The 25,197-nt window shown below is 70.3% G+C and carries 18 protein-coding genes and 3 pseudogenes; 10 read left to right on the top strand and 11 right to left on the bottom strand.

Annotation, left to right across the window (positions count from 1 at the left end; all coding sequences use genetic code 11):
* Positions 1–18: 18 nt before the first annotated feature.
* Entirely contained in the window at positions 19–513 is a 495-nt protein-coding gene (locus QFZ64_RS35090; RefSeq protein ID WP_307071530.1) for a nucleotidyltransferase domain-containing protein, read from the bottom strand.
* Between the two features lie 262 nt (positions 514–775).
* On the opposite strand from QFZ64_RS35090, the pseudogene QFZ64_RS35085 reads away from it, so the two are divergent.
* Positions 776–1,163, top strand: a pseudogene (locus tag QFZ64_RS35085) (transposase); the annotation flags it as partial.
* A gap of 289 nt (positions 1,164–1,452) precedes the next feature.
* Positions 1,453–1,734 (top strand): response regulator transcription factor, encoded by a 282-nt coding sequence (locus tag QFZ64_RS35080; protein ID WP_373430717.1) that lies wholly within the window; start codon positions 1,453–1,455, stop codon positions 1,732–1,734.
* Positions 1,735–1,873: 139 nt separating this feature from the next.
* Here QFZ64_RS35080 and QFZ64_RS35075 read toward each other — a convergent pair whose 3' ends face one another.
* The 6 genes and pseudogenes from QFZ64_RS35075 to QFZ64_RS35050 all read right to left on the bottom strand — a co-directional run bounded on the left by QFZ64_RS35075 (position 1,874) and on the right by QFZ64_RS35050 (position 10,669).
* The gene (locus tag QFZ64_RS35075) at positions 1,874–4,219 is read right to left on the bottom strand and encodes a discoidin domain-containing protein (protein WP_307071529.1); all 2,346 of its coding nucleotides are present in this window, start codon (positions 4,217–4,219) and stop codon (positions 1,874–1,876) included.
* A gap of 173 nt (positions 4,220–4,392) precedes the next feature.
* A pseudogene (locus tag QFZ64_RS35070) lies at positions 4,393–4,862 on the bottom strand (transposase); the annotation flags it as partial.
* A 554-nt stretch (positions 4,863–5,416) separates the two neighbouring features.
* Positions 5,417–7,195, bottom strand: a complete 1,779-nt coding sequence (locus tag QFZ64_RS35065; RefSeq protein ID WP_307071528.1) for a matrixin family metalloprotease — start codon at positions 7,193–7,195, stop codon at positions 5,417–5,419.
* Between the two features lies 1 nt (position 7,196).
* Positions 7,197–7,616, bottom strand: coding sequence for a hypothetical protein (locus QFZ64_RS35060; RefSeq protein WP_307071527.1), 420 nt, complete (start codon positions 7,614–7,616; stop codon positions 7,197–7,199).
* A 488-nt stretch (positions 7,617–8,104) separates the two neighbouring features.
* Positions 8,105–8,593: pseudogene (locus QFZ64_RS35055) on the bottom strand (transposase); the annotation flags it as partial.
* A gap of 231 nt (positions 8,594–8,824) precedes the next feature.
* A complete protein-coding gene (locus QFZ64_RS35050) occupies positions 8,825–10,669 on the bottom strand; it encodes a chitinase (RefSeq protein WP_307071526.1) in 1,845 nt (614 codons plus the stop codon).
* A 345-nt stretch (positions 10,670–11,014) separates the two neighbouring features.
* Here QFZ64_RS35050 and QFZ64_RS35045 point away from each other — a divergent pair, with 345 nt between their 5' ends.
* Positions 11,015–11,248: a hypothetical protein gene (locus QFZ64_RS35045; RefSeq protein WP_307071525.1), complete on the top strand. Its 234-nt coding sequence runs from the start codon at positions 11,015–11,017 to the stop codon at positions 11,246–11,248.
* A 55-nt stretch (positions 11,249–11,303) separates the two neighbouring features.
* Here QFZ64_RS35045 and QFZ64_RS35040 read toward each other — a convergent pair whose 3' ends face one another.
* Together QFZ64_RS35040 and QFZ64_RS35035 are read right to left on the bottom strand one after the other, a co-directional pair.
* Complete coding sequence (locus tag QFZ64_RS35040; RefSeq protein WP_307071524.1) at positions 11,304–12,359, bottom strand: terpene cyclase; 1,056 nt, start codon at positions 12,357–12,359, stop codon at positions 11,304–11,306.
* A 49-nt stretch (positions 12,360–12,408) separates the two neighbouring features.
* Entirely contained in the window at positions 12,409–13,389 is a 981-nt protein-coding gene (locus QFZ64_RS35035; protein WP_307071523.1) for an SDR family NAD(P)-dependent oxidoreductase, read from the bottom strand.
* 330 nt (positions 13,390–13,719) lie between these two features.
* On the opposite strand from QFZ64_RS35035, the gene QFZ64_RS35030 reads away from it, so the two are divergent.
* Complete coding sequence (locus QFZ64_RS35030) at positions 13,720–14,481, top strand: isocitrate lyase/phosphoenolpyruvate mutase family protein (RefSeq protein WP_307071522.1); 762 nt, start codon at positions 13,720–13,722, stop codon at positions 14,479–14,481.
* Here QFZ64_RS35030 and QFZ64_RS35025 read toward each other — a convergent pair.
* Positions 14,462–14,788, bottom strand: coding sequence for a hypothetical protein (locus QFZ64_RS35025; protein WP_307071521.1), 327 nt, complete (start codon positions 14,786–14,788; stop codon positions 14,462–14,464). The genes QFZ64_RS35030 and QFZ64_RS35025 overlap by 20 nt on opposite strands.
* Positions 14,789–15,181: 393 nt before the next feature.
* Positions 15,182–16,822 carry a prenyltransferase/squalene oxidase repeat-containing protein gene (locus tag QFZ64_RS35020; protein ID WP_307071520.1) on the bottom strand — a complete coding sequence of 547 codons (1,641 nt, stop codon included), beginning with the start codon at positions 16,820–16,822 and terminating at the stop codon, positions 15,182–15,184.
* Positions 16,823–17,297: 475 nt separating this feature from the next.
* Here QFZ64_RS35020 and QFZ64_RS35015 point away from each other — a divergent pair, with 475 nt between their 5' ends.
* The 6 genes from QFZ64_RS35015 to QFZ64_RS34990 all read left to right on the top strand — a co-directional run bounded on the left by QFZ64_RS35015 (position 17,298) and on the right by QFZ64_RS34990 (position 25,112).
* A complete protein-coding gene (locus QFZ64_RS35015; RefSeq protein WP_307071519.1) occupies positions 17,298–18,005 on the top strand; it encodes a sulfotransferase family protein in 708 nt (235 codons plus the stop codon).
* Between the two features lie 1,111 nt (positions 18,006–19,116).
* A complete protein-coding gene (locus QFZ64_RS35010) occupies positions 19,117–20,169 on the top strand; it encodes an aminotransferase class I/II-fold pyridoxal phosphate-dependent enzyme (RefSeq protein ID WP_307071518.1) in 1,053 nt (350 codons plus the stop codon).
* Positions 20,166–21,191, top strand: coding sequence for a polyprenyl synthetase family protein (locus tag QFZ64_RS35005; RefSeq protein WP_307071517.1), 1,026 nt, complete (start codon positions 20,166–20,168; stop codon positions 21,189–21,191). The genes QFZ64_RS35010 and QFZ64_RS35005 overlap by 4 nt, the downstream gene beginning before the upstream one ends.
* Before the next feature lie 47 nt (positions 21,192–21,238).
* Positions 21,239–22,195, top strand: a complete 957-nt coding sequence (locus QFZ64_RS35000) for a UbiA family prenyltransferase (protein WP_307071516.1) — start codon at positions 21,239–21,241, stop codon at positions 22,193–22,195.
* Positions 22,192–23,853, top strand: a complete 1,662-nt coding sequence (locus QFZ64_RS34995; protein ID WP_307071515.1) for a prenyltransferase/squalene oxidase repeat-containing protein — start codon at positions 22,192–22,194, stop codon at positions 23,851–23,853. Before QFZ64_RS35000 ends, QFZ64_RS34995 begins: the two co-directional genes overlap by 4 nt.
* Positions 23,850–25,112 carry an NAD(P)/FAD-dependent oxidoreductase gene (locus QFZ64_RS34990; RefSeq protein ID WP_307071514.1) on the top strand — a complete coding sequence of 421 codons (1,263 nt, stop codon included), beginning with the start codon at positions 23,850–23,852 and terminating at the stop codon, positions 25,110–25,112. The genes QFZ64_RS34995 and QFZ64_RS34990 overlap by 4 nt, the downstream gene beginning before the upstream one ends.
* Positions 25,113–25,197 lie beyond the last annotated feature (85 nt).

The following is a 25,197-nucleotide window of genomic DNA, read 5'->3' as shown; positions in this document are numbered from 1 at the left end:
GTAGCGCGACCGCCGATATCAGCCGTCGCTGCTTCGGTGGGGGTTCAGGCTCTCGAGAAGCGCGATGCCGTGATGGTCGACGTCCCTGAGCGTGTATCCGCTGCGGAAGTCGAGTTGTTTCGAGATCGACAGGCACGGGACGGCGCGGCCCTGAATCGTCCCGACGGTGAAGGCGTCGTGCGGATAGAGGAAGAAGCCGCCGTCGAGGTCGGCCTGCCGTCCAACTCCTTCGGCGTCGAAGACGACTGGATGCAGATCTGCCCAGCGCCGTCCAGGAGCCGCGAGTTCCACACGCGTAGGGCGCTGTTCCGTCTCCACCCGGTACCCGAACGCTTCCAGCGCGTCGACTGTCGCAGTCTCGCTCGTGGCGTCCAATGCGAGGTCCACATCCCGGTGTTGGCGTGTCTGACGCCCCACGAGGACGTCCACTCCCCACCCGCCGGCGACCCAGTACGCGACGTCTGCGGCCTCCAGGATGTCGAGCAGGTCGAAGAGGTCGGCGATGTTCATCATGTCAACCAACCAGGAGGCCGAACCGTTCGCAAGTTACCCATGAATCCATGCAATAAGTGAACAACCGCGCGACAAGCCGACGCGGACGCCAGCGCGGTCCCACTCGATGCGACGGGATCCGTCCGCTTCGCCCGCGTCAGCGCCGTACGGCCCGCCGTGACCGGGATACACCGCCGCTCCTGGATCCGATCTCCTGCGCGGTGCGGACAACAAGGGCTGAGACGAAGCACTGCCCGAACTGCCGCCGGACGGTGCCCTCCAACTGCGGGAACTGATCGAGGCCGAGGCCACCACAAAGATCGGCGCCGAGTGGGGCGAACACACCGACACCCGCACCACCCGGCGCAACGGCCACCGGGAGAAGACCGTGACCACGCAGGCGGGCGACCTCGAACTCGCGATCCCGCGACTGCGGGCCGGAAGCTTCTTCCCCAGCCTCCCCGGAGCGCCGACGGCGCATCGATCAGGCCCTCTACGCGGTGATCGTGGAGGCATAGGTCCACGGTGTGTCCACCCGGTCGGTCGACGACCTGGTCGAAGCCCTCGGCTCCGACATCGGGATGTCCAAGAGCGAGGTGTCCCGGATCTGCGCGGCCCTGGACGAACAGTTGGACGCGTTCCGGACACGTCCGCTGGACCACATCCGGTTCGAGGCCCTGCCGATGAGCCGGTGCGTCGACCCGGTCTGGCTCAGTCGTCCTGGGGTGCCCTCTTCGATGCGTCGTCCGTGCCGGACCGTCGCGGTTCGTTCTCTTCGTCGGCCAGGTCGGCGTCTTCCGGAGGGCCGCTGCTCCACGCGACGGGAGGTGTCGGTGCCGTGATCGTCTGGGGTTCGTCGGAACCCGGGCGGACACTCGGCTGCGATCCGGGCGCGTGGGACCTGTGCGTTTCGTCGTTGGGCTTCGTCATGGAATACGTGTTCCCACCGTTGTCCCACAGATGCCCACGGTGCCCCGCTCCGGCGGATGCCCCCTGATAGAGCACGTGGCGGCCCGGCCGGGCGACCGTGCGCAGCGGGCCGGGCAGCGGCTCGCGCTGCTCAGCGCCCGCGAACGCGAGGTGGCCGAGGCGGTGGCGGAAGGTCTGTCCAACCAGCAGATCAGTACCCGGCTGCACCTTTCCGTCGGCACGGTGAAGGCGCACCTCTCCAGCGCGTTGACCAAGCTGGATCTGAACAACCGGGTGCAGCTCGCCCTCCTCACCCACGAGGCGCGCCCCTGAGAACCCGTGTCGGACCGAACGGAGACTTCGCCGGAACGCACCGGTTCCTCCGCACGCACCGCTTCCGCGGAGGAACCGCCGCTTCCGCGGAGGCGGCGGTCCTTCCTGTCGGCCCGTGCGGCGTGGTGCCGGGTCGTGGCTACCCGGTGTAAGCCTCGACCTCGGACAGCTGTGCCGCCGGCCACCCGGTGTTGGCCGTGATCAGCACGCGGAGGTAGCGGGTCGCGGTACCCGGCAGGGAGATCGTGACGGTGTTCCCGCTCGACGGGTCGAAGGTGTAACCCGCCGACGGCTCGAGTGTGGTGTACGAGTCGTTGTCAGTGCTGCCCATGACGCTGAGCGTCTGGGTGCGGGTGGCCCATGCGGACGCCGGGGGCAGCTTGAGGACGACCCGCTTGACCGCCTTGGCGGCCTCGAGGTCGACGGTCACGGATTGCGGGAAGCTGTTGTTCGCACTCTCCCAGTACGTGTTGGCGTCGCCGTCCACCGTCTTGGACGCGCTGTACACGTCCGTGTGGCTGGACTCGCTGACCGAGCGCCCCTTGGCGAGGTTCACCGTGGGGTCGTTCGGAGGATCGGTCGGCGGGTCGTCGGGCGGGGTGCCGCCGCCCGGTACGCCGCCGTTGGTCCACTTGGGCGCGGGCCAGGTGCCCGTGCAGACCGGCGGGTCGGCGTACCAGCCGCTGTTGCCGCTGCCCCGCGTGATCTGGAATCCGGAGCCGACGCAGTTGTGGATCGGGTTGGACTGGCCGATGTTGGTGGCGGTGACGTCGCTGAACGACGCCGTGCCCGGTGCCTGGATCTGCAAGGCGTAGGTACCCGCCCCATCGATCCGGACGTGGTCGAAGTGCAGCCCCCGCGTGGCGCCCTCTATGTTCATGATCGCGGCGTAGGAACTGTCGAGTATTTCGCTGTCGGTGACGTTGATCGTGGCGTCGAGGGGTTCGTTGAGCCCGCTGAACCACACCGCCCCCACCCCGAACTGCCAGTTGTAGTCACTGTTCCCGGTTCGGATCAGGGTGTTCCGCGTGGCCGTGGTGGTGCCGGACACGGCGGTCCCCTGACCGGAGTTGACGCCGGGGTACCGGTTGGCGACGTGCAGGCCGCCGCCGTTGGTGAGGGTGTCCGACATGACGTTGTCGGAAATGGTGATGTCCTTGCCGCCGTACGTGACGATGTTGTTGGCGAGGATGGGCAGGATCACCGTGTTGAAGGTGAACTTGTTCTTCACGTTCGGGATGTCCTGCGCCCACATCGCCAGACCGTCGTCCCCGGTGTTCCGGACGAAGGTGTTGGTGACGGTGGAGTTGGTGACGCCCATGTGGAAGTTGACGCCGTCCGCGGTCTGGTCCAGGATGCGGCTGTTCTTGATCGTGAAGTTGCCCATGGGCCCGTCCATCCAGGCACCGCACTTGGTGTGCTGCATCCACACGTTGTCCACGGTGGAGTCGGACATCGCGCCGCCGATGGCGTTGACCTGGTCGTTGTCCTCGCGTTCGCGGATGTCACCGATGATCGCGAAGTTCTTCAGGACCACGTTCCTGCTGCCGCCCTGTGCGGCGTACTTGCCGTACACGCCGACGGCCTTGGAGCGGTCCGACGGGTCGCGGCCGGTCAGCACGCTGTACCAGGGTCCCGCTCCCGTCACCGTCACCTGGTCGACGACGATGTGGTCCCGCACGGTGAAGGTGCCCTGGGGGATGTAGACCGTCCTGCCCTGCGCCTTGCCCGCGTCTACCGCCGCCTGGATCCGGGCCGTCGAGTCCGTGGCTCCGGTCGGGTCGGCGCCGAAATCGCTGACGACGTCCAGCGCGCCGGACGGCTTGTTGATCCGGTCGCCCACCTGCTCGAAGTCCGCGAGGTCGATGGTGAACGACGGTGAGGCACTGGTGGACGACACCTGGAGGCGCACCTTGCTGCCGGCGGGCAGCGTGGAGCCGAACATGGTGCGGGCCTCGTCGTAGAAGTGGTGCGGGTTGGTGTCGCCGGGATTGTTGTTGAACGGATAACCGCCGTAGTACCAACCGTACTTGGAGGTCACAGGCACGCTCTTGAGTCGGCTTCCGTTCACCATCACGTCGAGGTCGGCGTCACGGCCGGTGCCGGCGGAGTTGTCCGGCAGGGAGTAGCGGAACGTCATGGCGTTCGCCGGTGCGGTGAGCGTGAACTCGACATACTCGCCCGTGGCATCCAGGGTGACCGCCTGACGACCGGAGGCCTCCGACGGAAGGTGCCCGTACAGACGGTCCGGTCCGATCAGGGTGCCGTTGGTGGCCGCGTACTCGGCCTCCTGCTCCTTGAACGGGACGGTGGCACCGCGGCCGGAGATCCCCACGGGGGAAGGGGCGGGCACGCCGGCGGCGACGGCGTCGGGGGCGGACACCGCGACGGCGGCGATGGCGCCCGCCGCGGCGACGATCAGAGAAAGGGACGCCGACACGCCACGACGCAGCGGTCTGCATGGGGGAAGGGGGGTCACAGGCATGTCCTTCTGTACTCGTGGGGGGAGTGCGGGACCGCAAGAAGGCTATGAGTGACCAGAATAAAAATCTATGGGTGTGCGCAAGATCCGTATGTCAAACTGCAAAATCTTGATGAGTGCGGATCACCGGCCCGACGGTTCCGTGGGCCGGTCGGCCGACGCGGCCTGCGCCGGCCCCTGTCGGAGGGGGCGATCACGAGGACGCCGTCGAGATCGACGGTGACCCGGCCGTCGGCGTCCGGGGCGTTCTCACCCGCCAACGACCAGGCGTGATGCCGGACATCGGAGCGTGCGGGCCGGACGGCCCGCAGAGCTTTCTCGCCGGATGCCGCGAGGGTGTCGATCAGACGGGAGATGGTCGGGTCGGAGGCGACCGGGCCGAAGACAGCCGGCTCACACCGCAGCGGTGCAACGTCCGCGAGGCAGTGCCCGCCCAGTGCGACCGCCCGCGCCACGTCCAGGAGAGCCTTGCCAGGATCGTGGACGGCCCGCGGCTTCCGCCACGGAGCCAGAGCTGCGGATATCGCCTGGTCAAGGCCGTCTTGCGGACCGTCTCCATCAGCAGGACCGCACCGGCCTGCGAGACCACCTGCCGACCGTTTCCCTGGACACGGACACGTGGGTACGACGAGATAGGCTCTCTCACCTGGAAAGTGCTCTTTTCCTTGCAGCCAACAGGACCCTCAGCAAGTCCTATCGTTGCAGGTCAAGAGCACTTTCCGTGTTTCTGATCAGCGCTTGGGACAGCGCAGCTCGTGAAAGCGCGAGGTTAGCCGGCGGCACTGCCCTTTGCGGCGCGAGGTTCCATGCCACCTTGCGGCATCCCCTGCTGCTGCACGCCCACCGTACTCCCGGCGCGAGGCTCCATACCGCCCTGCGGCATCCCCTGCTGCTGCACGCCCACCGTACTCCCGGCGCGAGGCTCCATACCGCCCTGCGGCATCCCCTGCTGCTGCACGCCCACCGTACTCCCGGCGCGAGGCTCCATACCGCCCTGCGGCATCCCCTGCTGCTGCACGCCCACCGTACTCCCGGCGCGAGGCTCCATACCGCCCTGCGGCATCCCCTGCTGCTGCACGCCCACCGCAGCGGCCGAGGAATAACTTCCGTTCGTCCCTGTCATCTCACACACCCGTCCTCCGCTATTCGGATACCCGTGAGGCATAAACGCCGTGGGTTCGCACCCTGAGTGCCTGCCAACTATGCGTGTGTCCGCCACTGGTGCCAGACGGCGTTGTCGGTGCCGCGAGCGAAGAACTCCATCCGCCCGTCCGAGTTCACGTTGACGGAGATGTTGCTGGTGATGACGCCGCCCAGGGACTCCCACCCCGACCAGCCATTACTCGGAGCCGTCTGCCACTGATGCCACACCGCACCATCCGTACCGCGAGCGAAGAACTCCATCCGCCCATCCGAGTTCACACAGGTCGCGATGTTACTGGTGATGACGCCACCCAGAGACTCCCACCCCGACCAGCCATTACTCGGAGCCGTCTGCCACTGATGCCACACCGCACCATCCGTACCGCGAGCGAAGAACTCCATCCGCCCATCCGAGTTCACACAGGTCGCGATGTTACTGGTGATGACGCCACCCAGAGACTCCCACCCCGACCAGCCATTACTCGGAGCCGTCTGCCACTGATGCCACACCGCACCATCCGTACCGCGAGCGAAGAACTCCATCCGCCCATCCGAGTTCACACAGGTCGCGATGTCGCTCGTAATGACGCCACCCAGAGACTCCCACCCCGACCAGCCATTACTCGGAGCCGTCTGCCACTGATGCCACACCGCACCATCCGTACCGCGAGCGAAGAACTCCATCCGCCCATCCGAGTTCACACAGGTCGCGATGTCGCTCGTAATGACGCCACCCAGAGACTCCCACCCCGACCAGCCATTACTCGGAGCCGTCTGCCACTGATGCCACACCGCACCATCCGTACCGCGAGCGAAGAACTCCATCCGCCCATCCGAGTTCACACAGGTCGCGATGTCGCTCGTAATGACGCCACCCAGAGACTCCCACCCCGACCAGCCATTACTCGGAGCCGTCTGCCACTGATGCCAGACGGCGTTGTCGGTGCCGCGAGCGAAGAACTCCATCCGCCCATCCGAGTTCACACAGGTCGCGATGTTACTGGTGATGACGCCACCCAGAGACTCCCACCCCGACCACGCACTGGGGGCATACAGGTTGCGTACGCCATCGATGTCGTCCTGAGTGAGAGTTCTCTTGGTTGAGTTCGGCCCGATCGATGGCGCCATGACAGCTCCGGACACACTTGAGTGACCTAGACCCAGTATGTGACCGAGTTCATGCAGAGCGACCGACTCCACATCGAAGGAACCCACTGCGGATCCGATGCTCCAGCTGTTCTCCGAGTCATCGAAGTGAACGGGCTTCGGCAGGCTGCCGTTTGTGACGACTCCGCAACCCGGCGGGAAGTCGGAGTGCGCGAGAACACCGCCGACCATGCTGTGATCAGGGTCGTTCGCCGGCCGCCATCCGATCAGGATGTCAGGGCTCTGATTCGTCGCGACCTCATTGAAGGTGAATCCGACAACGCCCGCCCACGAGTTGAAGGCGTTACGGACGGCGTCGAACTCCTGGGATCCTGTGATGTCGTCGGTCCCAGTGTCAAAGGCGAAGGTGAGATTCCGACGGGTCCAACCGCATGTGGTGGCGAACTCTATGCCATCACGCAGATCGGCCATGGCACACCGCGGCTGCGTCATCAGCGTACGCGTGTGTTCGTCGAACGCGCCAGTTGTCGCGATACCGTGAAATTCCTGATACTTCTTCAGCGCACGAGAGGTGGTCTCGTCGACCTTGCTCGTTCTGTGACTCTTCGGCAGATAGCCGAATCGGGAAAGGAATCCCTGTACTGCGTCCAACCCTTTTGCCGTATCCCCGACGTCGACGGTGGGCAGTTTCGCAACCTCGGGAAAGGCAGTGACAGTTGCCTGCGCCATGTCATTCTCCTCTTTCGTTTCCCGCGACAGGAAATCGGATGCTTCGGATAATGCTTAGAGCCACATCTCTTGAAGACCCAGGATCCAGCCTGACGATCACTGTTATCGGATCAGCAATTTCCCCTGTTCCGCCATCAAGCCTATGCGGAAAATGTGCACCGGCCACCATGGAGCCATCGCTGTCGACGAACTCAACGATACGAACGTCACGCCCGCTTACCGATTCGCGCAAAGTGACGTACTCACGATGTGCGCCATACTGGGTAAGCGGATCGGCAAAAGGTCCCCTGTCGATCGTGACCTCATACCCGTTCGCGGTCCACGCCGAAACCGCCGAATCAATCCCCCTGCTATCAGCTTCGAGACGAACGGGTGATGGCGCCTCGAACGAGATACCGCTGGAATCACGGATAGTCGTCATGATTTTCGAACCTTTTGGGACTGCATCATGATCACGCGATCGAGGAACGAATTATGATGCCGAGCACCGCACCCATTCCGTACGGATCAATCAGCCCATTACGGACGCAGGGAATCGGTCGGAAATCTCACTCTCAAGTCTGCTACCGAGCGATGAGGGCTGCAACCAGAGAGCCGTCAGCCTCGATCTTTCGCGAAGGTCCGCCGACGGAGTCGGTGGACGTCCTGCTTTCTGGAGCTGATGGTGGGCAGGCCGGCGGCCCGGCTGTCGCGTCGGGTGGGCGCCGGGTTCCACTGCCCGGGATCGGGTGGTGCTTTCGTCGGGACGGGAAGTCTGCTGGTCAGCCTGGGCTGGGCAGGAGCGCGAGTCGTCCGAGCGCGGTGGTGATCTCACCTGTTCAGGGTCAGTGCCGGTTGAGGCGGAGGATCCGCTGCCGGCCGGTCGTGATCCGCATGCCGTCCGCGTCCGTGATCCTCAACTGGGCCCCGGGATGCGGCCGCTCCTTCCGGACGATAAGCCGCGATCACGAGGACGCCGTCGAGGTCGACCGTGACCTGTCCGTCGGCGTCCGGGGCGTTCTTGCCCGCCAACGACCAGACCGGGCCACGGACTTCGGACCGCGCGGGCCGGATGGCCTGCAGGGCTTCCTCGCCGGAGGCAGCGAGCGTGCCGATCAGGCGGGAGATGGTCGGGTCGGAAGCGACCGGGCCGAACACGGCCGGCTCACACCGCAGCATCGCCACGTCCGCGAGGCAGTCCCCGCCGAGAGCGACTGCCAGAGCAACGTCCAGAAGCATCTTGCCGGGATCGTGGACGGCCCGCGGCTTCCGCCACGGAGCCAGAGCTGCGGATATGGCCCGGTCAAGGCCGATCGTGCGGACTGTTTCGACGAGCAGGACCGACCCGGGCTGGGTAACGACCTGACGGCCGTCGTCCTGAACGCGAACACGGGGATAGGACCCGATAGGGCGCTTCACCTGGGAAGTGCCTCTGACTTCAGCGGGAACAAGGACCTAGACAATCCTCATTCTTGCTGGTCAGAGGCGCTTTCTGCTTTCCTGACCGCCTGCCGGACAGCCCGCTTCATGAAAGCGCGAGGTCAGCTTGGCTTTTCGGCCGCCGCCGGCCTGATCCTCGGCAGGGTTGCAGGCACGACCCCGGCCCGGCCGCCCTGCCTTGTGCCTCGCGACCCGTGCCTTGTGCCGGGCTCAGCCGAAGTAGCCGTCGAAGGTCTTCTGGAACTCCCCGTTCGCGAACCGGTCCCAGTTGATCGACCACGTCATCAGGCCCCGCAGCGTCGGCCAGGTCCCATGGGTGGAGTACGAGCCGCAGTCGGTCTTCTTCGTCAGGCAGTCCAGGGTCTTCGTGACCTCGGCCGGGGAGACGTAGCCGTTGCCCGCGTTCGTGGAGGCCGGCATGCCGATCGCGACCTGGTCGGGGCGCAGTGGCGGGAAGACGTTGTTCGGGTCGCCCGCCACCGGGAAGCCGGTGAGCAGCATGTCGGTCATGGCGATGTGGAAGTCGGCGCCGCCCATGGAGTGGTACTGGTTGTCCAGGCCCATGATCGGGCCAGAGTTGTAGTCCTGGACGTGCAGCAGGGTCAGGTCGTCGCGCAGGGCGTGGATGACCGGGAGGTAGGCACCGCAGCGCGGGTCCTGGCCGCCCCACTTGCCGGTGCCGTAGAACTGGTAGCCGTTCTGGACGAAGAACGTCTCCGGGGCCATCGTGAGGACGAACTTCGTCCCGTACTTCGCCTTCAGGGTCTTCAGGGCCGAGATCAGGTTCACCACCACGGGCGTGGTGGGGTTCTTGAAGTCGGTGTCGTTGGCGTTCAGCGACAGGGAGTGGCCCTCGAAGTCGACGTCCAGACCGTCCAGGCCCCAGGTGTCGATGATCTTCGAGACGGAGGAGACGAAGGCGTCCCGGGCGGCCGTCGTGGTCAGCTGGACCTGGCCGTTCTGGCCGCCGATCGAGATCAGCACCTTCTTGCCGGCGGCCTGCTTGGCCTTGATCGCGGCCTTGAAGTCGGCGTCGCTCTCCTCGCCGGGGCATTCTCCCCCACTCTCGGCTTCGCTCGTGCGGGAGGTGCCCCCATCCGGGCAGCGGTTGAAGCGGATGTCCCCGGAGGTGGCCGAGGTGGGCTCGCCGAAGGCCAGGTCGATGACGTCCCAGCTGTCGGGGACGTCGGCGAGGCGGGTGTAGCCGGCGCCGTTGGCGAAGCTGGCGTGCAGGTAGCCGACGAGGGCGTGGGCGGGCAGGTCGGACGGGCTGCCGCCGGTACCGGCGTTGGTGGTGGCGGTGACGGCTGCGGACTTCGCGGACTCGCCGGCGGCGTTGACCGCGGTCACCCGGAAGCTGTACGCGGTCGAGGCCGCGAGGCCGGACACGGTCGCCGAGGTGCCGGTCACGGTATGGATCCGGGCCCCGTCGCGGTAGAGCGCGTAGTTCGTCGCGCCGGTCACCGCCGACCAGGACAGGCCGACGGAGGACGAGGTGACGGAGGTGGTCTTGAGGCCGGCCGGGGCGGCGGGGGGCTGGCCGGTGCCGCTGCCGCCGGGGCCGACGAGGGTGATGTCGTCGGCCTGGTAGGCGCCGGTGCCGTACCAGCCGTGGGTGTAGATCGTGACCTTGGTGGTGGCGGGGCCGGTGCGGAAGGTGGTGCTCAGTTTCTGCCAGTCGGGGGCGGACTGGGCCCAGGCGGAGACGTCGGTGGTGCCGGTGCCGTTCGCGCCGAGGTAGACGTAGGAGCCGCGGACGTACCCGGACAGGGTGTACTGGGCGTCGGGCTGGACGGTCACCGTCTGGGTGCACTGGGCGTTGTCGCTGCCGGCCGGGACGGCCTGCAGCGCGGAACGTCCGCCGTGCACCGGTGAGTCGACGGTCGTGCCGGCCGTGCAGGTCCACCCGGTCAGGCCGGACTCGAAGCCCCCGTTGACCGCGAGGTCCGCGTCCGTCGCGCCGGCGGGCGACGAGAGCGCGGTGAGTGCGGGCACGGTCAGCAGGGCGGCCGTGAGCGCGGCGAGAACGGATCTGGGTCGTCGAGCGCGGTCCACAAGGGCCTCCGGGATCAGGGGAGTTGGAGGGGCGCAGCACGTTCAACTTGGTCCAGACCAATCATGTTGTCAAGACATCCGGGAGCTGTCCGTGGCCGCTCCCGCGTCCGGCCGGCATCCGCGAGCGCGGCGATGTCCCGCTGCCGTGCGGCCGGCGGCCGGTGCTCCCGGACCCGGCCCGGCCGAGGCGGTGGACAGTGGTGACCGTGTCGGTGCGGGTGCGGTCGGCGACGGCGACGGCGACGGCGTCGATGTGACCGCTCGCCCCGGCGACGGCGTCGATGCGCAGGGCGTACAGCTCGTGTCGGCGGCGGAGCGGTTGGGCAGGGTGGTGGGGCCGTCGCCGTGGGCTCCTACAAGAGCGAACTGGCCCGCTCCGCCGAACCGCGCGCCGCCCACGGTCCCGCCGTTCCGGACGGCGCCGCCACCGCCGGTCCCCGGCTCGTCCGCCTGCTGCACCACGTCACCACCGCGCACCAGCCGACCTGGGGCCCGGCCCAGCCCCTGTCCGGAGGGGAGGAGCAGTGGCGACGCGTCCCACACGAGGTGGCCGTCGGCACGAACCGGTTCCCCGTCTGATCCCTGCCGTGTCGCCCGTCGCCGGCAAGAGCGGCGGCGGTGCGGAGTGGGCCCGTCACCGAGGCGGGAAGGTTCCCGGTTCGGGGTGTGGCGGGCGGTGGGGGCCGGTGTGCAGGAGCTGGTCGAGGTGGCCCGGGCCCGAAGGAGGCACGACCCGGGGAGCCTCGCGGTAGCGGTGGGTCCCGGTCTGCCAGGTGTGGTAGCCGCTCATCCAGGCGGCCATGACGCGGACGTAGGCGGCGACGTCGGCCTGTTCCCGTTCGGTGAGGGCGAGTTGCGCGCCGACAGTGGGGACCTGTGCGGCCAGGCGGTGGAAGCGCCGCACGCGCCGGTCCACTTCGTCGCGGGCCGCGGTGAGGGCTTCGCCACGGGTGAGGTGGCGGGCCCGTTCCAGGACGAGGACGAGGTTGTCCATGTCGCCGCGGGCCTCCTCCTTCTCCAGGGAGTACACGTCGTTGCACATCAGGGTGACGTCGATGGCGGCCCGACGCATGAGGCGCAGCTCGGGACTGTGGAAGGCGGAGGCGGGGACGGTGAGACCGGCCGCGCGTTCCCCGAGGGAGAGGGGCAGGTCGGTGGCGGCGATGCCGCGCCGGACCTCGATGTAGGTGGCGAGGTCCGCCGGGGTGCCGCGCAGGCGGCCTCGCGCCTCGTGGGCCTGCGCGGCGAAGTAGTACTCCCACTCGTGGGCGGTACGGGCGGTCCAGGCCGGGTGGGCGCCGGCGGTGCTGCGGGCCCGGATGTCGGCGAACGCCGTGGTGCAGGGGTCGGCGCCGGGCGGCGGCGGGGCGCCGTGCGCGATGTCGATCAGCACCTGGCAGACGCGGGCGGCCTCGGCGGGGTCACGGCCGAGGGGGCCGTCGAACTGGTCGTCGAAGACGAAGAAGAAGCCCATCGCGTCCGCCAGCAGGTCCAGGGCCGGGCCCCGGGCGTGCGGGAAACCGAGCGCGGCCAGGCGCGGCATGTCCCAGGAGACGTACCAGGCCAACGAGCGTTCGTCGGCGGCCAGGCCGATGCGGCGCACCCAGTCCAGGTGGTGCCGGCGGGCACCTTCGAGGCCGGGGCCGGTCTGCGTGGCGGCGGGGAGGCCGAAGGTCATGTCCTGGGGCACGGGTCCCTCCCGGAGCCGTGGCGGGCGGCGCGGGGCGGGCGGGCGCGCGTCATGCGCGGTCGGCCGGGGTCGTGAGGTCGAGGACGGGTGTCCCGGCCGCCCCGGCGCCCAGCCGGGCCAGGGAGAAGCCCATGGACTCGCTGACGCTCGCCGGTGTGCGGAACGTCCCGGTGTCGCTGATCCGCGCGAAGCCGTCGCGGACCGCCTCCGGTGTGGGGTCGTGCGTCCACACGACGCCTTCGGTGGCGCCCAGGAAGATCCGGGCGGTGCGGCGGCCGGCCGCGTGCAGGAGGTGGCCGGTGCAGGGGGCGTCCTCGTGGGCCAGCAGGGCCACCACCGGGGCGACGTGCCGGGCGGGGAACAGGTCGGTCAGCAGCGCGGTCGTGCGTGCGTCGTCCCGGACCGCCTCCAGGGACATGCGGGTCGCGGCGACGGGTACGACCGCGTTGACCTTGATGCCGTGGGCGGCTCCTTCGGCTGCCGCGGAGGTGGTCAGGCCGAGCACGGCGCCCTTGCCCGCGGCGTACGCGCTGAGCCCGGTGTCGCCGAACAGGGCGTCGGAGCAGGTGTTGACGATCCGCCCGTACCCGGCCGCGACCATGTGCGGCCACACGGCCCGCAGCATGTTCAGCGTCCCGCCCGCGTGCGTGTCCAGCACCCGCCGGCACTCGTCGTCGGTGAGCTCGGCCAGCGGGCGCAGGATCGAGATGCCCGCGTTGTTGACCAGGGCGTCCAGTCGCCCGAACCGCTCCAGCGCGGCCGCGGTGAGGGCGTGCGCGCCGGCCGCGGTGGCAACGTCGTGCCCGTCCGCCAGCGCCTGCCCGCCCGCCGCCCGGATCTCCTGCACCACGGCCTGCGCGGGCACGGGTGACGTGCCGTGCCCGTCGGTCGCGCTCCCCACGTCGTTGACCACGACCTGCGCGCCGCGCGCCGCGAGGAGCAGCGCGTACTCCCGGCCCAGTCCCCTCCCCGCGCCGGTCACCACGACCACGCGACCGTCGAGACGGACCTCGTCACGCCCCTCGTCCACCGGAACCACCCAGCCCTTCCGAGGCGGCGCGCCGGGGCGGCTTCCCCCCGGGCTTCCGCCCACCCTGCCCCTGCCGTTCGCGCCGGGGCAGGGGGCGCGCGGACCGAGTGGACGCACCCGTGCGCACCCCGGGTGCCGTTGCGCGCTGCGGGCGCCCTCGCGCGATCCGGCACGCGCCGCCGCGTGGGACGCTGACGCGCCCTCGGGTACGACGGCGCGTCAGGGCGGCGCACTCCTCCGCACCGCACTTCGCACCTGAGGTGACGTGCGGGAGCGGTGAACGCCCGTCGTCCGTCCGATGGTCGGCGGTGCCGGGGTAGCGTTGACCGCATGACCCTCCACACCACCGTTGAGCGCGCTCAACGCCTCAAGCAGCTGCACGCCCGGCACCGGCCGCTCGTGCTGCCGACCGTCTGGGACGTCTGGTCCGCGCGCACGGCAGTGGCCGCCGGATTCCCCGCGCTGACCATCGGCAGCCACCCCCTCGCCGACTCCCGCGGCGCCGACGACCACGAGGGGCAGACCTTCGAGGAGGTCATCGCCGCCGTCGCACCGATCATCGCGGCGGTCGACGTCCCGGTGTCGGTGGACCTGGAGGCCGGGTACGGGCAGAAGCCCGCCGACCTCGTCGCCGGGCTCGTCGAGGCCGGCGGGGTGGGCCTCAACATCGAGGACACCGTCCACTCCGACGGCGGCCGCGTGCGCAGCACCCAGGAGCACGCCGCCTTCGTCGCCGGCCTGCGCGCGGCGGCCGACGACGCGGGGGTCCCGCTCTGGGTGAACGGGCGCACCGACCTCTTCCTGCACGCGCAGGACGCCTCCGGTGTCCTCGACGAGGCGATCGAGCGGCTGCGTGCACTGGAACAGGCCGGCGCCGACAGCGTCTACCCGGTGGGCATCCAGGACGACGACGAGCTGCTCGCCGCCGTGACCGGCGCGGTCGGCGTACCCGTGAACTCCACGGCCCACCCCGTCAAGCACGACCTCGAGCGCTTCCGCCGCCTCGGCGTCGGCCGGGTCACCTACGGCCCGCTGCTGCAGTTCGCCCTGACGGACAGCATGAGGGACATGCTCAAGTCCTGGGCGCCCTGAAGGGTCGGTACAGCTTGTTCACCGCCGTGACGGTCGTGGTCTTGAAACCCGCCACCTCCGCGTCCTTGGAGGTGCCCAGCCGGGCCCGGCGGACGATCGTGACGGTGGCGCCGTCGCGGCCGACCGAGAACAGATGGATGTCGGAGGAGCCCTGGGCGGAGGCGGTGTGGATGCCGTAGACGTCGGCGCCCTCCTCGACGTTCAGGTGGCCGTAGGGCTTCGAAGAGCAGGGGCGGCTGAAGCCGCGGCGCACCACCGGCGGCCGGCGCCTCTGCCCGGCCTCGGCCGTGGCGCGGGTGCAGCTCATCCAGCAGCTGTTCATCGCCGGGCTCAGCAGCTCAACTGCTCGCCACGCTCCTGCCGTCCATCGATGCCCGCCACGTCGATGCCGAGTCGTCGGCGCGACCGCTGGTCGAGCACGCACGGCTGGAGTCAGAGGCCGCCGGTCCGCTGGCGGCCGGCCGCCGTCTCGCCGCACTGATCGGTCTCGTCGATCACCCCGGCGATGCGTCGTGCCCGGCGTCCCTCGACGAGGCAGTGACCGATGGAGCAGTGCCCGATGGGGCACCGACGTCGAGGAGGACGTCATTGGACGGAGGAGACGTGGAGGACCGCGCCCACGCAGCGCCGGCGACGGGACGAACCGGCAGCACACCAGCCCCGGCCGGCACCCGACACACCAGCCAACGCCCACCGCGCGTCAGACGGCCCGGTGCCCGTAAGCGTCGAGGAAGGCCGCGAGGGCGCGCAGCGCGAGGCCGTTGGTCAGTCCGCCGTTCGGGAAGCGTGATGCGCCACGGATGAACTCGCTGACCGGTGCCTGCGGCCACCGGCCGTCGGTTCCCTGCGCGAGCAGCCAGACGACACCCCGGCGGACCGCCTCGTCATCCGTGCCGCGCCGGCCGGCCAGCAGGGCGCACACCGCCCACGCAGTCTCCTCCACCGTTCCCGGCGTGATCCCGTCCCCGGTACTCCACGAACCGTCCGGACGCTGGGTGCGCACCAGCCACTCCGCGGCCCGCCGGGCGACGGGATGCCCGCCGGCCCCCGCCTTCACCAGCGCCTCCAGCACCACCGACGTACCGGAGGTGTAACTGCGGTACCACACCGAGTCGAACGAGCCGTCCGGACGCCCGCCGGCCAGCAGCCAGCGCACCGCCGCCCGCACGACCCGGCCGTCCGCGGGCACTCCCGCGTTCAGCAGCGCGACCAGGGCCTGGGCCGTGGTGTGCGGGCAGGGGCCGCAGTTGTCGACCCTGGTGTTACGGACACACAGACTCCACGATCCCCGGCCATCCTGCTGCGCGAGCAGCCACGCCACACCACGGGCGACGTGCTCGTCCTTGCCTCCCTCCGGCATGCACGCCAGCGCGGACGTGATCTCGGCGGTCTCCACCGCGGCCGGCCAGCCATGAGGCGAGGACCAGCCCCAGAAACCCGCCGGACAGCCGAAAGCGGTGAAAGGCCTTTCCTGCTGACGGTCGTGGAACAGCGACCGGGACAAAGCCAGCCGTGGGTCGGCGCTGTAACCGGCCTCCACCAGGCCCTCGACGGCATAGACCGACCATGTCAGATCCAGCGGCATCATGTTCCACGAACCGTCCGGATTCGCCTTCGACCGCAGCCATTCCACAGTCGACGCCACCAGATCCGGTGCCGCACCGGAGCGTGACAGTGCCTCGCACGTCAGGCCGGCCGCCCAGGGATCCTCGCTGAACTCCCCCGTCATCCCCTCGTGTTCATAGATCTGCCGGATCAGCCGCAGCGCGGGGGGCGTGCCCACCCGGTTGAGCACCCGCCGCACCGGGCCCTGCGGACGACTACGGGCCTGGGCGAGCGCCGCGGCGGCGACGAGAGGGGCGCGGAAGTCGAGCAGCTCACGGAACAGCCGGGGAAAGGCGGCGAGTTCCAGAGGAAGCCGCGGAAGGTCCTCGGGGTCGAGCCAGCCGGCACGGGCGTAGAACCGCCGGCACACCGCAGCCATCTCCCGATGAGGAATCGCTTCCAGCCCGCCGAAATCCTCGAGCCACGACCGCGCCGCACGGACAGCCTCGCCCGCCCGCTCCGGCGCGAGCTGCTGCAAGGTCGCGGCGGCGACCGCGGTGGGACCGGCTTCGGTCGGCGTGTGGGGAATGGTGCTCCAGCCGCCGTCGGCGGCCTGGTTGCGGCACAGCCACTCCACGCCCTTTTCGACAAGGCTCGCGGACCGCACGGGATCGGCACAGTGCAGCGCGGAGACGGCACCCACTGTGGCCAGGACCGAGGTCCATCCCTCCGCCCCGTAGTCGAAAACCCCGTCGGGCCGCTGCACATCCCAAAGAGCACGCGCTCCGGCGTGCATCGTGTCATTGACTTGGTCAAGCAGTCGCGGACTCGTCGGCTGCAACTGCTCCTCCTTTCTCCTGGTCGCAGTGGACTAAGGGCTGTGCCGGCACGGCGTCCCACCTCTGGAATGGCGCATCCGCGTCATCGGTCCGTCGTCGAGGAATGCCTGGTCATCGTGTGTCGGAGAGCATTCACGGGTGTCCGGGCCGGGCACACGGACGCGGTGACTCTTATTCCGGTGCGGACAATGCCGCGAACAATTCACGCGGGCGGCTCCCGCCTGCTCGCCCGTCCGCACGTCACGGAGTAGCAGACTTACCTTCCCACGAGAGTTGCCCAGCCTTCCTCGGAATGTCAAGGGGGCCCCTCGCGCGCCGCCCTGGCTTGAATTCTCTCCCGTCTGCGTTTCCATCCGGTAACCGTCTCAGCGAGGGACAAATTCTCCCTTACCTGAAGTCAAACCCGATCGCCTGCAAAAAATTCTCCGCTTCGTGAAATCGTCATTCATTGACAGAGCAAGGTCGCTTCTCGTAAATTCCAGCCGACTGCGCCGAAACGAACGGAGATCGCCAGTGTCATTACGAGTCATCGGAGCAGGAATCGGACGCACCGGTACATTCTCTCTCCATCTCGGCCTGAGCGTACTGCTGGGCCAGAAGTGCTACCACATGCTTGAGGTGACCCAGCGCCCCGAGCATGTCCCGCCGTGGGAACAAGCCTTCGCGGAAGGAAGCCCCTCGTCCGGCTGGGAGAGTCTTTTCGACGGTTACGGTGCCGCGGTCGGCGGCCCGACGTCGGCGTTCTGGCGTGAGCTGCAGAGCGTATTCCCGGAGGCGCTCGTGGTGCTTTCGGCCCGTGACACCGACGAATGGTGGCGCAGTTTTTCGCAGACGGTTGTCCCCGTGCTGGAGCGGCACCTGGCGCACCCGGAGCACGCGGACGCGCGGATCATCGAACTGGGCCGCCTCACGACTGTCGAGCATCTGACGACCGCGTGGTCCGACGAGAGCGCCGCCAAAGCCGCCTATGAAGCGCACAACGACGAGGTGCGCTCGCACGTGCCGGCCGACCGGCTGGTCGACTGGTCCCCCGCCGACGGATGGGGGCCACTGTGCCGCGCCCTGGACGTACCGGTGCCCGAGGAACCGTTCCCGCACCGCAACACCACGGCGGAGCTGCGGGCCATGGCAGAGCTGTGACCGGCCCGGCATCCGTCGCGCCTCTCCGCGGCGCGCGCCCACCGGGGCCGGCGGAAGGCCCGCGCGGGATCGACGGGGGTTGAGACCGACAAGGGCCTCGGCTCGGCCCCGTGCCCGCCACCGAACCGAGGTCGAAGCCGACCTCCAGGGCCACAGCCGACCTCCGGGCGACGGGAGACGGGAGAGACGGCCGGGCAGCAGTCGGCCCTCCGGGTCCGGCGGCTGCCCTCCTCCACCCGTTTCCCTGCCGGCGCCGATGTTCCGGTGTCGAGGCACAGTGGTTTCCACATCCTTTCCTGACCGGTAGCCGGGTGATATCAGCCGCAGGGCACACTGGTCATACGCCTCCACCGGCAGGCCGTGAAGACGCCCGAAACCGCGATGATCCGCGGTGAACGGCTCGCGCGTCGTGGTCGAGGCGATTCCGCGGCAAGGTCGTGAGAGGAGAGTGGGGGCCTGTTTTCGGACGATGGACGAGAAATCAGCCATCGTCTTCGGCAGCGTGCGCATCACCGATTCCGTGGTATCAGCAACCCACTCCTTTGTCAGGAGTGCGGCAGCACCGACGGCCGCGCCCGCGCCCGACCGCCGCACGGTGCCGGCGACACCGTCACTGCCACCCGCCCGGCACCGACCGCGCCCGGCATCACGCCAGATCAGACCGGCACGAGTGAACGCAGCTGCCGCCTTTCGCCTGCCCGGCCGCAGCTCGCCCAGCTTTCCCCCGCGAGGCCTCCCGCCGCAGAATAAACATGGCGAAGGTCACACCGCGACAGGGGAAAACATTCCCTGACCGCCCACAGTGCCCCACGCGCCGATTCTCCAATTGCCGCCCCATCCGGAACAAATCACCCTTTCCGGGTTTCATCGGACCGGTGGTTGCGCGGGGAGCCGTGTCATGGTCAGACTGAAGGAGTCGGCACTCTTCAAGCCGGCCGACGGAACAGTGCCCCCCTCTCACGCCTGTTCTCTCACCCTCCGGTCTCCCCCACCGAATCCTCCACGCCAGCCCTCATTTCACAGCGCGCATTCCTTTTACCGCGCCGTCATCAGCATGCGGTCGCGGCTGCCTTCTCCATGCCCCATGGCACGTCGACAGGAAGGCCACCTCGTGGATCCGGCAATCTACGAACTCTCTCTCAACGAAAACCATTCGGCACTGTTACCGGGAGTGGCCCGGGCGGTCCGCGAGGCGAGTGAGCGCGTCAACCTCACCCTCGACGCGCTCGCCACCGGGCTCACCGAGGAACTGGCGCGCCGGCTCGGCCTGCCGCCTGCCCGGGTCGTGGCGGGCCCGGGGTCGGGCGCGCTGCTCCAGCAGTTCCTGACCGCGCACGCCGGGCCTGGCACCGAGGTGCTGTACGCCTGGCCGTCGTTCGAGATGTATCCACTCCTGATCCGCAACGCCCGCGCCGAACCGGTCGCGGTGCCGCTGACCGGTCAGAAGCACGACCTGGCCGCCATGGCCGCCGCCGTGACGGACCGTACCAAGGTGGTGCTGCTGTGCAACCCGAACAACCCGACGGGCGAGGTGCTCGGGCACAACCGGTTGAGGGACTTCGTGACCGCGCTGCCGCCGCACGTGCTGGTGCTGGTCGACGAGGCGTACCGCGAGTTCGCCGGTCCCGGCGAACTCGCCGACGCCATGGCGCTGGCGGGAGGTGACGAACGGATCGCGGTCGTGCGGACGTTCTCCAAGTCGCACGGGCTGCTCGGACTGCGGGTCGGCCATCTGGCCGGTGCGGAGACGGTGGTCGGGCCGCTGCGGAGGATGACGCCGTTCTTCCGGGTGAGCACCGTCGCGCAGGCCGCCGCGATGGCCGCGTTGGAGGCCGAGAACGCGATGCGGGAGCGATGTGCCGAGGTCGCCCGGGAGCGGGACCGGGTCCGGGCCGGGTTGCTGGACCTGGGACTGGAGGTGCCACCCAGCGGTGCCAACTTCCTCTGGCTGCGGCTCGGTGAGCGGAACAAGGCGTTCGTGGATCATCTGGCGGCCCATGGTGTGGTGGTGCGTGAGATCGCGGGCGCGGGCGTGCGGGTGAGCACCGGGACCCCCGAGGCCAACGACGCCGTTCTGGCGCTCGCCGAGGATTTCGTCGCGAAGGAGTGCACCGCTCAGGAGGGCACCGCTCAGGAGGGCCCGGCGCCGGAGTGTGCCGGATGACCGCCGAGGCCGTGGCGGCGCGGACGGCGGTGCGGGAGGTCACGCTGTCCCCGGCGGCCAGGGCGCTGCGCCGGGAGCTCGACGTCCGCTGGCCGGCCGGCGGGGACCGGATGCACGAGATCGCCCGCTACGCGCTTCTCGCCCCCGGCAAGCTGCTGCGGCCGCTGTTGCTGGTGACCTCCGCCGAGGCGACCGGTGGTTCGCGCAACGAGGTGGTCCCGGCGGCGCTGGCCGTGGAGTACCTGCACGTCGCCTCGCTGATCCACGACGACGTCATCGACGGTGACGACCTGCGGCGCGGCCAGGACTCCGTGCACGCGCTGTACGGTGTGCCGGACGCGATCGCCACCGGGGACGCACTGCTGTTCCGGGTGTTCTCGGCGGTCGCCGAGTGTGCCGCGCTCGGGGTGCCGGACACTGCTGTGCTGGGCGCGGTCCGGGTGCTGGCGGAGGCCGGCGAGGACCTGTGCCGGGGACAGGTCCAGGAGGCGGAGCTGGCCGCCGCGTGGCCCGGCGAGGGCGGCCTGGACGACTACCGGGAGATGGCCTCGCTGAAGACCGGGGCCCTGCTTCGGGCCGCCTGCCGGGCCGGTGCGCTGCTCAGCGGCGGCTCGCCGGAGGAGACCGAGGCGGTCACCGTCTTCGCCGGCCACTTGGGGCTGGCCTTCCAGATGTACGACGACCTGCTGCCGTATCTCGCGGACCCGGCCGTCACCGGCAAGCCCGGCACGAGCGACGCCGCCAATCTGCGTCCGACCTTCCCGGTGCTGCTCGCCCATCAGGCCGGCGGCCCGGACGACAGGCGCCGTCTGGAGCAGGTCCTCGGCGGCGGGCTCACTCCGGAGGGAACCTTCGCCGTGCTGCGCGAGGTGGTCGTCGCGACCGGCGCCCTCGACCTCGCCCGGACCCAGGCGTACGCCGAGATCGCGCAGGCGAGGGCGGCGCTGGCCCCGTTGCCCCGCGGCGACGCGCACGGGCTGCTCTCGGTGATCGCGGACCTCACCGTGCGCCGGGACCGCTAGCCGTGGCGGGCCGGTGGAGGCGCGGCCGGACGACCGTCCTCGCCCATGTGCAGACCTGGCGTCCGTACACGACCAGCTACCCTGCCCTGCTCGGGCTGGCCGGTGCCGCCTGGGCCGGGGGCGCCGGTGTGCGGCGGCCGGTGGTCGCCGCGGCCGCGGCGGCGTTGGGCTGGCTTTCCGGGCATTATCTGGGTGACTGGTTCGACCGGGGGCTGGACGCGATCGGCAAGCCGCAGCGGCCGATCCCCTCCGGACGGCTGTCGGCGGACGCGGCGCTCGCGGGCGGGGTCGCGTGCGCGGCGGCCAGTGCCGTCCTGGTGGTGACCGCCAACTGGGCCGTCCTGCCGCTGTTCCTGATCGCGATGGCCGGCATCGTCGGCTACAGCCGGGTCTTCAAGAAGCGCGGCCTGTCCGGGAACGTGTCCCGGGGCGCGCTGACCGCCCTCGCCGTCGTGATCGGCGCGATGATCGCACGGCCTGCGCCGCCCTGGTCGCTGCTGCCGGTGGCTGCCGGACTCCTGCTGCACGACACCGCGTCGAACCTGGTCGGCACCGTACGGGACGTGGACGGCGACCGGACCGGCGGATACCGGTCCGTGCCGGTGCGGCACGGCGTGCGGCGCGCGGTCCGGCTGGCCCTCGCCCTGTACGCGGGCGGGCTGGCGCTGGTCGCCTCGTCCGCCGGATGGGCTCCGCGCGACGCGGCCGGGCAGGTGTCTCTGCTCACCGTGGCCGCGGGCTGCGGCACGGCCGCGTTCGTACCGCTGCTGCGGTCGGGTCCGGTGATCGACGCCCGGTCCGCGCTGCGGGCCCACGAGGTGCTGGTCGCGGAGCGGCTGGTGCTGGCCGCCGCCGTCCTCGCCGGTGCCCGGGGGTCGGTGACGGCCACCGCCGTCCTGGTGCCGGTTCTGCTGTTCTCCCTGGTCACCCAGAAGCTGATGCGTGCGGGCCACGAGTTCCCGCCCGCCCCGGCCGTCCTCGTGAGAAAGGATCCCGCGGCGTGACCACTCCCCTGCTCGTGGACGAGGTCTCCGATGCGATCGACGCGGCCGCCGGCACGCTGTTCGCGGCGCAACGGCCGGACGGCGTGTTCGACTACGGGGCGCCGGCGTCGACACTGGGCACCGTCGGTGCGGTGGGTGCACTGCACTTCGGCGATCCCGAAGGCTCCGCGGACCTCATCGCGCGGGGCGCCACATGGCTGGCGCGGACCCAGGGCGAGGACGGCGGCTGGAGCATGGTGCCGGGCCAGGTGTCCGAGGCGGGCCCGACGGCGCTCGCGACCGCCGTGCTCCACCTCGTCGCGCCGCGGACGGCGGCGGACCGGGTCCGGGCCGGACGGGAGTGGACGCGGCGGCACGGCGGGCTGGAAGCGATCCCGAACCCCGAGGTCGTGGACTGGTGCCGCCAGTTCTTCGCGTACGCCGGGTGGCTCGACCCGCGGGACATGCCCCGCTTCCCGATCGAACCGGCCCTGCTGCCGGCCCTGTACCGGCGACTGTTCGACCTGCGCATGCCGACGGTGTCGGCGTCGGCCCTGGCCGAGGCCCGGCACCGGCCGCCGACCGGCTTCCGGCGCCTGCCGGCCCGCTGGGCCGGCCCGCGCGCGCTGTCCGTGGTCCGCCAGGTGTACGAGCACGGGGGCGCCACCGGCAGCTGGTACGAGGACCCCTGGGTGACGGGGCTGATCGTCACGGGGCTGGCTCGCGCCGAGGTCGGCCGGGACATGGTCGAGGGCGCGGTGCGGTGGCTGCGGGCCCAGGAGAACACGGACGAACAGGGCGTTGTGGAGGGGTCGTGGAGCACCGGCCCGCCGGACTTGACCTCGTCCGTGTACGCCACGCGCGGTCTGCTCGCCGCGGGCTACGGCGACGAACCCCGGCTGAAGCCGGTGAAGGCGCTGCTGCTGAAGCTGCAGCGGCACGAACCGTTCGCCGCCTTCGGCAGCCCGCCCGGCTTCTGGGGCCGGCCGGGAACGCTGGGCACTGGCGAGGCCGTCTCGGTGCTGGCCCGGCTCCCCGGTACCGATCAGGCCGACGCCGTCCGCCGGGGCGTCACCTGGCTCACGCTGCAGCAGGACAGCCGCGGTTCGTGGGGTTCGTGCGTACGCAACACCCGGGTCGCCGACAGCGGCCCCTGCCCGCACCTGACCGCCAAGGCGCTGGACGCGCTGCTGGACTCGGGCGTGCCCGCGGACGACCGGCGGGTACGGCGGGGGCTGCGCTGGCTGGCCAAGGCGCAAAGACCCGAAGGGAGTTACGAGTCGGTCTGGTTCCGGATGCACACCGCCGGCACCTCGGCGGTGCTGCAGACCTTCGCCCGGGTCGGTCTCGCGGACGCCCCCGCCGCCGTACGCGCCCGGCGGTGGCTGGAACGGACGCGGCGCGACGACGGCTCCTGGAGCACCGGCGATCCGGCCGACGCGGGCACGGTCGAGGAGACGTCGTGGGCGCTGGCCGGCCTGCTGGCCGCCGGGGCGCACCCGCGAGAACTGCTGCCCGGCGTGCGGTGGCTGCTGGCGGCCCGGTTGCCGGACGGCGGATGGCCGGCCGCGCCGGTCAACGAATACGTGCGGCACGTGTCGCGCTGTCGCATGCCGGCGCTCACCCAGGGCCTCGCGCTGCGGGCGCTGGCCCACTACCGGCAGGAGAGCACCCGATGAACGTGGATGTGGTGGTGTGCGGCGCGGGCGTCGGTGGCCTGGCGGCGGCCTGCGCGCTGGGACGGCTGGGCCTGCGCGTGCTGTTGCTGGAGAAGCAGCCCCGGCCCCGGCCGGTGGCCAAGGGCGAGGTCTTCCAGCCCGGTTCGCTGCGGGTGCTGGGCGACTGGGGTGTGTCCGGGCTGCTGGGGCGGGCGGGCGCGCTGCGCCTGGACCGGCTGGTCGCCCGTGACCAGGACGGCACCGCGCGGATGACGCTGGACTACCGGCGGCTGCCCGTCGACGGGAACTGGCTGCTGGCGCACGACTACCCGGCCATCCTGCGCGCGTTCACCGAGGCGTTGCCGCCCTCCGTCGAGCTGCGCCGCGGCGTGCTCGCCGACGAACTGGTCCGGTGCCCCGACGGCCGGGTCACGGGCGTACGGCTGACCGAGGACGGCTCACTGCGCACCGTGACGGCGGCGCTGGTGGTGGCTGCCGACGGGATCTCCTCCCGGCTGCGGCGGGCGGCCGGGATCGACTTGGACCGGCGGGAGTATCCGCACCGGCTGGTCGCCATGGAACTGACCGGCGCACCGGAGGCCGAGGCCGATTTCTCGGCGTACGTCACCGCGCGCGGGCTGCGGTTGCGGTATCCGCTTCCGGGCGGCCGGATCCGGCTGTACGCGCAGGCCGGTCCCGGGGAGTTGCGCGGGGCGGGGCCGGGTGAGCTGGACCGCTGGGCCGCCGCGCTGGTCCGGGACACACCGGCGCTGGCCCCGCTGGCGGACGCGATCCACGAGGCCCTGCCGCGGCGTCAGACCCTGCCGGTCGTCCGGGCGCTGGCGCCCCGCCTGACCGTGCCGGGACTGGCGCTGGTCGGTGACTGCGGGCATGTCGTGCATCCGATGGCGGCTCAGGGCATGAACAGTGCCGTCGCCGACGCCGATCGCCTGGCCGCGGTGCTGCGGGAGTGCGGCGACCTGACGGCCGCGTCCGTGGACCGGGCACTGCTCGCGTACGGGCGGGCCCGCCACGCCGACCTCGTACAGGTGGGGCGGACCAGCCACAACGCCGCACGGATGGTGACCGACCTGTCGTGGACAGGCCGGCTGCTGGGTCGGCGTGCCCTGCGATACACGGGTGCCAACGAGCGGATCCGTTACACGGTCATGCACAACATGGCCGGGCTCGGAGCCCATCCGCTGACCCCGCTGGACCGGCTGCATCAGATCGGGCTGCTGCCGGATCCGAGGGCCCGGCAGCGACCTGCGTGGGCGTGACACGCGTGGGCGAGGAAAGCGTGTCCCGGCGGCAGTGCTCCCGGCCGTGGTGCCTCCGGCGTGGGTGGCCTCCGACCGCGCCCCA

Origin of the sequence: Streptomyces sp. B3I8 (assembly GCF_030816915.1) — a bacterium.
In the GTDB taxonomy this organism is placed as follows: Bacteria; Actinomycetota; Actinomycetes; order Streptomycetales; family Streptomycetaceae; genus Streptomyces.
The sequence above is the reverse complement of the archived record's forward strand: the minus strand, read 5'-3'. Positions and strand labels throughout refer to the sequence as shown.